The following is an 8,846-nucleotide window of genomic DNA, read 5'->3' on the forward strand; positions in this document are numbered from 1 at the left end:
CTACATATTTGGATATATGAAATAGATGGAAGGTCTGTTGCAAAGTCGGGCCTCACATGTTTCTTGCCGGGAAATGCCGGAGGGGCTTGAGCTATGACGACCAATATCGAATTCGACGCCGTTTCAAATTCCTGGGACGAGCACAGCAGCGCCGCTGAAAACCATAACTCGACGGGTGTCCAGGTGGCGCAGGCGACCACCGGCCAGGCGGCGAGCGAGCCCGTGCCGGTCGATGTCGGCAGCGGCGCGCCGACGCAGGGCGCGGCCAATGCGCCGGCAGCGAACCAGCCGGCAGCCGATGCGAATGCGCCTGCCTCGAACGCTCCGGCTTCCAATGCCGTCCAAGGAAACGCACCGGCCGCAAACGCGCCGGCGACGAATGCCGCGGCCGCGAACGTGCCGCATGAATATCACGCCGAAGCCGGCAATGTCGTGAAGCTCCCGGCCAATGTCTCGATCGACAACATCAAGGTCGACGGACACAATCTGGTGCTGGTGCAGCCCGACGGATCCGAGATCGTCATCAAGGACGGCGCACTCAACGTGCCGACCTTCATCCTCGGCGATGTCGAGGTGCCGCGCGTCGCGCTCATCGCCGCGCTGGAGACAAGCCATGTCGATGTCGCCTTCGGCGCCGACGGCTCGATCTCGGCCGGCGGAAATGGCGCGCCAGGTAGCGCGGGCGGAAACTTTTCGGTACCTCCCGGCGGTATCGGCGACGGCTTCGGCCTGACGGCGTTGTTGCCGCCCACCGCATTGCAGTTCGGCCAGCCCGAGCATCGCGAGCTGTTCCCGGGGCTCGTCGACAGGGGCATTTCCGTCGTAGCGGTGTCGCTGCTCAGCCCGACCGAGGCGGCCAGCGAAACCGGCTTGAACGGTGGGCCGCAACAGTCGCCGGGCAGCGACGCGCCGAGCGACGCGGAAACGTCAAGCAATGGAACGATCACCATCGACGCGCCGGACGGCATCGGATCGATCGTCATCAACGGCGTTGCCGTCACCACCGTCGGACAGCAGATCCAGGGCCAGTTTGGCTACATCACCATCGTCTCGCTGAACACGAGCACCGGGGTCGTCGAATACAATTATACCGTCACCGAATCGGTCACGCATCCTGTACATACGGACGGATACGACCAGAACGACACGATTCCTGACAATTTCAGCATCACCGTCACCGATTCCGACGGCGATACGGCCAGCACCACGTTTGCCGTTGCCATCATCGACGACGTGCCGACGGCGGTCGCCGACACCGACAGCGTGGCGGCAGGCCAGCTCGGCCCGGCGACCGGCAATGTGCTACTCGGCGGCACCGATGCGGGCGACAGCAACACTACGGACGGCGTCAAGGACGTCCAGGGTGCGGACGGGGCCAAGGTCGTCGGCGTTGCCAAGGGCACGACAAACGCCGATCTGGACGACGCGAGCACGCTCGACGTGCAGGTCCAGGGCGCCTACGGCAAGCTGACGCTCCACGCCGACGGCACCTACACCTATGTGCGTGACGCCAACACGCCGGGAGGCGTCAACGACGTCTTCACCTATACGATCAAGGACGGCGACGGCGACACCTCGCACACTACGCTGACGATCTCGATCGGCAATTCGACCCCGGAGATCAGCGACCTGACGCCGGAAGCCAACGGCGGCGACGTCGTCGTCAACGAGGACGACCTCTTGGCCGGCCGCGGCCCCGGCGAGTCAGCCGGCTCCGACCCTTCAAAGGAAAGCACCACCCAGGGCGGCACCTTCACCATTCACTCGCCCGACGGCATTGCCTCGCTGAACATCGGCGGACACGACTTCATCACCAATGGCCAGTTTACCGGCGGTTCCTTCACGACGGCGCTAGGCAACACGCTGGAGGTGACGGCCTACAATGCCGCCACCGGTGAGGTCACCTACACCTACACGCTCGTCGATAATGAAGAGCATTCCGCCATTCAGGGCACCAACAGCCTGTTCGAGAATTTCGACGTCACTCTGACCGACCTTGACGGCCAGAGCGCCAACAGCACGCTCTCCGTCAATATTGTCGACGACGTGCCGACGGCGCATGCCGACACCAACAGCGTCTCGGAAGGCTCGCAAGTCTCGGGCAACGTGCTGACCGACGGAACGGCGGACGTGCTTGGCGCCGACGGCGCGGCACCCGGCGGCGCGGTGACCGGCGTGGCCACCGGCTCGAACGTCTCCAACCCGGTGAGCGGCAATCTCGGCGGCGCCGGCATCGTGGGCCAGTACGGCACGCTGGTGCTCAACGCCAACGGCTCCTACACCTATACAGCCAACCCCAACGCGGTCACCGCCAATGCGGTCGACCACTTCGTCTACACCATCACCGACGGCGACGGCGACACCTCGACCGTGACGCTCGACATCACTGTCAACAACGTCACCGTCACCGCCTCCGACACCGACGCGCTGGTCTATGAGAAGGGCTTGCCGGCGGGCAGCGACGCGGCCGGCAACAGCGAGATCTTCAACGGCGCCATCACGCCGGCCGGCGGCACTGGACCATATACCTACACGCTCAACTCATCGGCCACCGGCAGCTACGGCAACCTGGTGCTCAACGCCGACGGCACCTACACCTACACGCTGACCAAGACCTATGACGGGGCGACCGCCAACAACGGCATCACCACCGAACAGGACAAGGACAGCTTCACCTATACGGTGACCGACGCTCACGGCAACACCACCACCGGCACCATCCTGGTCGACATCGTCGACGACGTGCCAGCTTACACCCTCGTCAATGACGGTAATCACGACGGCATCGTCAGTTTGTCGGTACTCAATCCGGCAGCGACTACAACCTATACCGGTCAGTTCGCCGAATGGCAGTATGGAGCGGACGGGTTTGGCAGCATTTCTGCCACGGGGCAGAACGTGCAAGTTGCTTCGAGTTCATCGTCCCAGATCGTGCTGAACCTGATGGACGGCTCCGATGTCGCTGCCGTCCTGACGCTGAATGCCGACGGCACCGACTCGCTGCAGGTTCTGCACCGGGCAGGTGATGTCGTCTTTACTCCAATCGCGGCGACTTCAGCGACAGCCGGGGGACCGACAGGTTCACTGATCGTGGACTTGGGCGCTGCCACCGACTTCAATATTCTTGTGACCGGCGATGACGGCGTTGCCCCCACCGGCCAATCTGGCGATTTGGTGAACACCAGTAACCAAGGCTGGGCGGTCAAGGGGAGTTCTGGCCAGACAAATGACCCCGGTGAATCCATAAAATTCGCATTCGTCAACGATAGTAACAATACGACCCCCCATAGCGTCGACGATTTCAAGTTCACGACCGAGGGCTACACGGGCGGCATGTCGACGGCCAAGATCACCGTCCTGGTTTACACCGATGCCACGCATTATGACCAGGTGACGCTCAACGTGACGTCCGGCCAGGTAATTCAGATCAGCCAGCTTAACTGGTCGGCTGTCGCGGGTACCGCCAATTATGTAGTCGGCGACGACATTTACGCGGTCAAAGTCCTCAGCGATGCCTCAAATAGCGGCGGATTCCGTCTAAACGGCGTCGAGGTCGGCTCGCAGTCAGAAGCGCCGCCGTCAGATCTGGACTTCAACGGCATCAACGTATCGATCACGGATGGCGACGGCGATGTCTCGACGCAGACCTTCAATGTCCACATCGATGGCACGGCGGGCAGTCAGCTGACGGTCGAGTCCATCGCGGGCACTTCCGGAGACGACAATCTCCTTGGCACCGGCGGCAATGACACGCTGGTCGGCGGCGCAGGCAACGACTTCCTGGACGGTGCCGCTGGCAACGACATCCTAATCGGCGGGTTGGGTTTCAATCACCTCACCGGCGGCTCGGGCAACGATACGTTTGTGATCGATCCATCCAAGCTTTCGGTCCACGTGGCCGATGTAATCGCGGACTACACACCCGGCCAGGATGTTATTGACCTGTCTGATCTCCTCAAATCACTAGGTGCCGGCGCGCCGACTACCGATGCGCAGGCAGGCTCCTCGATCGATGTTACCTTCTCGGGCGGCGCGGCTCACGTGATGGTTGACAACAATGGCACGGCGGCTGGCGGAAGCATGGTCGAGGTGGCCTCGTTGACGGGAGTTGCAAGCGGCTCTGTAATCAGCATCCTCTATGATCACAATCAGCCGACCCATACGGAGACTGTGACCTGACGATGCGATCGTCTGGATGACGCAAACTTTGGTGGCTCGGGGGCGTGGCGCAAAGCCACGCTTCCATGCTATGCATTAGAGAACCATGAATTCGCAGTTCGAAGAGGGGCTTACATGAGACATTCCGCAAGATTGCTGGCTTCGGCCGCGGCGCTGCTTTTGGCCGGGTCGACGGGCTTCGCCGCCGACATCATCGGCGAGCCGGCGGTGAATTATTGCCGCACCGTCGGCACATCGGACCTGGTGCTGACCGACAACATGGTCGAGCTCAAGGACCATGTGGTGAAGCTGATGGACGAATCGGTCGCCGTCGCCAACAGCCCGGAATGGATCAACTCGTCGCGCCCCGCCTTCGTCTGGGCGTCGGAAGCCAAGGTCGCCTGCGGCATGGCCTATGGCTACCTCAAGACGAACTACAAGGACGAGGACACGCTCAACAAATGCGAGTGCTTCCACGACCGCATGGTCGAGTACATGCACTGAGCTGACGGGCGTGCGTCGCGCCGACCGTTTGCAATGATGACGATGCAAGCCCGGGCGGACGCCTCAGCGACCGCGCGGCCGGCTGCCGCGCATGCCGGCAGGACGCCGCCAACTGCCCTCCGACGCGAGCGTTGGCGAGCCATGGCGCTGGCCCTTGTGGTTGCCGCGACCGCCTCCGGCTGCCAGTCCAAGAGCGGCGCCTCGGACGTGCTCGATCCGTCGGCGATCGCAGCACCCGCCGGCCAGGCGGGCGCCGCCGCGGCGCAGCAGGCAAGCAGCGCGGCCCCTGGCAACCCGGCCGCCGCGGCACAGGGCGCCGGAACCGCGACCAGCGCGACGTCGAGCGGCCCGACCTCGGCCACCGCCGCCAAGGCCAACCTGACGCTCGGCACGGGGCCGACCAAGGTGACCATGCTGCTGCCGCTTTCGGCGCCCGGAAGCACCGGCGAGAACGGCCGGAAGATGTATGACGGCGCGCGGCTCGCAATGGCCGATCTCGGCGACAAGCTTTTGACGCTGACGATCCAGGATACGCGCGGCGACAGCGGCTACGCCAAGGACCTCGCGGTGAAGGCGATCACCTCGGGCACGGCGAAGGTCGTCGTCGGGCCGGCCGAACTTGCGGCCGCGCAGCACCTTGCCAAGCTCTCCGGCTCCAGGCGGCCGCCGGTGCTGGCGCTGGCCGACAATTTCGCCGGCGGCCCCGGCGTCTATTCCGTGCGGCTCAGCGAAGCCGACAGTGCCGCGGCGGGCGCGGCGGCGATCGCCGGCAAGGGCGCCAGGAAATTCGTGCTGATGGTGCCGGCGGGCGCGGATTCAAGCGCCGTCGAATCCCGGGTGGCCAACGCGCTCAGCATCTACGGCGCCACGCTTGCGGTTACCCTGCCCTATTCGCCGACGGATGGCGGCGCCAAGGTGGTGTCCGACATGGGCTCGCTGGTCGAGGCGCCGGATGCCGTGGTCGTCGCCTGCGGCGATGGCAGCCCGGCCGCGGTGCTTGCGGCGCTGAAGGCGAAGGGCATTCCGGGCAAGACGGTGACGCTGATCGGCACCGACCGCTGGCTCGAGTGGCCAGTGGATCCGCTCTATGAGGGCGCCTATATCGCGACGCTCGACCAGAGCGAGACCGGGCCGATCGCCGACCGCTTCAAGGCGACCTACAACTACCAGCCGGACGTCAACGTGGCCTATGCCTACGACATGGTGGCGCTGAGCGCGGGCATAGCGAGCGCGGCCGGCCCCGACGGCTTCAACAAACAGGTGCTGGAAAACGCGACCGGCTTCCGCGGCTCGACCGGCCTGTTCCGCTTCCGCAGCGACGGCTCGAGCCAAAGGTCGATGCCGTTCTTCAAGGTGGAGAAGGGGCAGCTGAAGCTGGTGGAGAAGTCGACGGCGGGGTTTTAGGGGGCAAGCCGGCTGCTTCAGCGCGCCGGCAAGAGCAGACGTCGAAGGACGAGCGCCGATGATGTCGGTCAGGCTGGCTCACCATCGAGTTGCCACCGAACGGACCACGTGGGAAATCTCGAGTGGACAAATTTTGAAAAACGCCAAAGGATCGGGACTGCGCAAAAAGAGGCTATCCCATCTATCGCGTAGTGCCACCCAAGCACGATCGATCCAATAAATATGATTGCGCAAAACCCGAAAGCGGCGATACCGATTATCCGATTCATGTCATAGAAAAAGATTGCGATGAGGGTGGCCATCCCAACGTGAAGGGACGGAAATGCGGAAATTCCATCTCCCACTATTCCGCCGCCACTTTTGTACTGTCCAATCAAATAGTTCTGAATGTTTAAGGCCATCAATGGCTGCGCGCTGGCCGCAACACCTTGTAAATACACAAACAATGGCGAAAACGGATTCTCCGGGTAGAAAATTCCATAGAAGCAGGGCCCAGCGGAATCGAACAAAATGGCCGCGACATTACCCAGAATTATCCATGATAGAAAGTAAGTCGTAAAGAAACGAAAGCGTCGTTCTGGATCGCTGCGCATAAAGGCAGCAGTGAAAACCGCGCTATACATGACCAAGAACCAAGACATGTAAGCGTAGTCCAGAAGCACTACGACAGCCGGGGAACCAAATATCTGAGTCAACACCATCCACGCTTGATCACCAAAGATTGCCTGGTCAAACCGGGCAAGGTACGGGTCCGCGTAGATGGGTATCCAGCGGTGCATGGAATTCTTGATCTGTCCAAATGCGCTAAAGAATGTTGGGATAACCGCCAGAATAGGGACGCCGAGCACGAGAAAGGGAAGATCGTCTTTGACGATACGTCGAAACTCGGAGAACGGTCGTTTTGGAATTTTTCGACCTAACAGATAAATCAAGCGTAGCAGATAGGTCAGGGAAACGAAGGCAATCGAGGCGGCGAAGAAATCATGGCTGAAGAGATGGATCTCAAAGGTTCCCCCATGAAAAAGCTGCCAACCGCCCCAACCAGCAATGTAGATTAGAACGAGAGCTACAAATGGCCCATTCTGGACAAGAGAATAGCGCACGGCCGTTCTCAATTGCCCCTCTTTGTTGCCCCGCACCCATCCCACCTAGCTAGCACCAGTTCATCGACCAATCAAAATTACGCGTTTTTCAAGAACTAATTAAGGTGCTCCAAAATTCCGGAGCTGGTCGCCACAACCAATGCGACATAGATCTGGAACACCATTGCGCACACAGCAGCGGCCGAGATCGGCACACCAAATGGCACCACGCCCTTTCGATCCATGTGCTGGACATATAGGCGGAAGGCGCCAGCGGGCAAAATGAAGGGGTTTTTCACGAGCAACGTTGTGATGATCGCAAAGACAAGGAGGAAGAGGGTAAATACCACAAGGCCGTTTTGACCAATCAGGAACGGCATTATCGCCATCAGCTTGACGTCACCGGCACCAATCTTGCGCAGCACCCAGAAGGGAAAGAGCACAATGAATAGAAAGAGGCCGCTGAGCGCACTTAGCGCCATCTCGAACCATGATCCCGATTGTACGGACACAAGCTGCAAGGAGCCAAGCCCCAGACAGAGGAGCAGGAGAACGGCGCGGTTCGATATCTTCTGCGTCGTGAAATCGAGCCAAGCTATCCTCGCAAAAAGCGGGATGGTCAGGGCTTTTAGAACCAGCGACGCGTAGAGCAACATCAAGTCGGCCGCTCTATGTTCTGCACGCTGGAAGATAAAAGCTTCAAATTGTTGGCCACGGTGGGGTCGTTCGGCGCGAGCTCATAAGCCTTAAGGAAGTTGCTGCGAGCATCCTGCAGCTTGCCGCGCAACAAATAGGAATAGCCGAGATTGTTGTAGTATTCCGGTGTGGCGCCGAGCAGACGGTAAGCCCTGCCATAGGCCATATCAGCAAGATCGAAGCGCCGGATGCGGTCGCAGGAGGCGGCAAGACCTAGCCAAGCGACACCGTCATTGGGGGCCAGCCGGGTGGCTTTGTAGAACAAGGCACCGGCATTACCGTAGTTCTCGGAGCGGAACTGCGTCTTGGCTTCGGTGACTGCCTGATCCGAGGCATAGTAGTCTACGTCACTAACTGTCTTCAATCCGTCGAATGCGTCGCCGAAGGCGGTGTAATCGCCTTTCGCCGGCTCGTTGGTGCGGACCACGCCGCCTGTGGAGTCGTTCGTCTGGCAACCGGCCAGGAAGATCACCAGCAGGCTGGTCACGACTGCGAGGCGCTTTGTCATTGTGTGTCCCACGAGTCCCCGACTCTGCATTAGAACCTAATCATATGACGGATCAGAAGAAAATGCCCCTCATGCGAATGACCACCGGCAAAAGGACGATCATAAGCACCACTGGAAAGATGCAAATGCCCAGCGGAATCATCATTTTGACCGGTAGCACGTTGGCACGTTCCTCCGCCTGAAGGATTCTCTGTGTCCGCATTTCATCGCTGTAGACGCGTAACGCTTCGGTGAGGCTGGTGCCAAGTTCCTCTGATTGCCGGAACAGCACCGCCAGAGCCCTTGCTTCTTCCAGGCCGATACGGTCTGCGAGTTCCCGCAAAGAATCGCGAAGAGACTTGCCGGCGCGCAGTTGCAGATTCATGATCGAAAGTTGGATACCCAGCCATTTGTGCGTGCCGGCCATTTCTTGGCTCACTCGCTCGACCGCGGCCTCCAGGCTCATGCCGGCGTCCGCACAGGTAATCATCATATCCATGAAATCGGGAAAGCCG

General features: G+C 60.8%; 7 protein-coding genes. 3 read left to right on the forward strand and 4 right to left on the reverse strand.

Annotated elements, in window-relative coordinates; genetic code table 11:
* The first annotated feature begins 93 nt into the window (after window positions 1–93).
* From EOA28_RS15120 to EOA28_RS15130, 3 genes are all read left to right on the forward strand, one after another.
* On the forward strand, window positions 94–4,179 hold the full coding sequence (locus EOA28_RS15120) for an Ig-like domain-containing protein (protein WP_128315013.1): 4,086 nt from the start codon (window positions 94–96) through the stop codon (window positions 4,177–4,179).
* A 114-nt stretch (window positions 4,180–4,293) separates the two neighbouring features.
* Window positions 4,294–4,662, forward strand: a complete 369-nt coding sequence (locus tag EOA28_RS15125) for a hypothetical protein (RefSeq protein ID WP_040989379.1) — start codon at window positions 4,294–4,296, stop codon at window positions 4,660–4,662.
* A gap of 141 nt (window positions 4,663–4,803) precedes the next feature.
* The gene (locus EOA28_RS15130) at window positions 4,804–6,066 is read left to right on the forward strand and encodes a penicillin-binding protein activator (RefSeq protein ID WP_128315014.1); all 1,263 of its coding nucleotides are present in this window, start codon (window positions 4,804–4,806) and stop codon (window positions 6,064–6,066) included.
* Window positions 6,067–6,134: 68 nt separating this feature from the next.
* Here EOA28_RS15130 and EOA28_RS15135 read toward each other — a convergent pair whose 3' ends face one another.
* The 4 genes from EOA28_RS15135 to EOA28_RS15150 all read right to left on the reverse strand — a co-directional run.
* Window positions 6,135–7,205: a phosphatase PAP2 family protein gene (locus EOA28_RS15135; RefSeq protein WP_128315015.1), complete on the reverse strand. Its 1,071-nt coding sequence runs from the start codon at window positions 7,203–7,205 to the stop codon at window positions 6,135–6,137.
* Between the two features lie 59 nt (window positions 7,206–7,264).
* On the reverse strand, window positions 7,265–7,804 hold the full coding sequence (locus tag EOA28_RS15140) for a prepilin peptidase (protein ID WP_128315017.1): 540 nt from the start codon (window positions 7,802–7,804) through the stop codon (window positions 7,265–7,267).
* The gene (locus EOA28_RS15145) at window positions 7,804–8,352 is read right to left on the reverse strand and encodes a tetratricopeptide repeat protein (RefSeq protein ID WP_128315016.1); all 549 of its coding nucleotides are present in this window, start codon (window positions 8,350–8,352) and stop codon (window positions 7,804–7,806) included. Before EOA28_RS15145 ends, EOA28_RS15140 begins: the two co-directional genes overlap by 1 nt.
* 52 nt (window positions 8,353–8,404) lie before the next feature.
* A partial coding sequence (locus EOA28_RS15150; RefSeq protein WP_148670722.1) for a type II secretion system F family protein occupies window positions 8,405–8,846 on the reverse strand: 442 nt, incomplete at its 5' end.

This window comes from Mesorhizobium sp. M2A.F.Ca.ET.067.02.1.1 (assembly GCF_004023285.1).
GTDB lineage: Bacteria > Pseudomonadota > Alphaproteobacteria > Rhizobiales > Rhizobiaceae > Mesorhizobium.

Coding starts and splice junctions, on each gene's coding strand:
- EOA28_RS15120 (WP_128315013.1), top strand. CDS start 94: ATGACGACCAATATCGAATTCGACGCCGTTTCAAATTCCTGGGACGAG.
- EOA28_RS15125 (WP_040989379.1), top strand. CDS start 4,294: ATGAGACATTCCGCAAGATTGCTGGCTTCGGCCGCGGCGCTGCTTTTG.
- EOA28_RS15130 (WP_128315014.1), top strand. CDS start 4,804: ATGGCGCTGGCCCTTGTGGTTGCCGCGACCGCCTCCGGCTGCCAGTCC.
- EOA28_RS15140 (WP_128315017.1), bottom strand. CDS start 7,804: ATGTTGCTCTACGCGTCGCTGGTTCTAAAAGCCCTGACCATCCCGCTT.
- EOA28_RS15145 (WP_128315016.1), bottom strand. CDS start 8,352: ATGACAAAGCGCCTCGCAGTCGTGACCAGCCTGCTGGTGATCTTCCTG.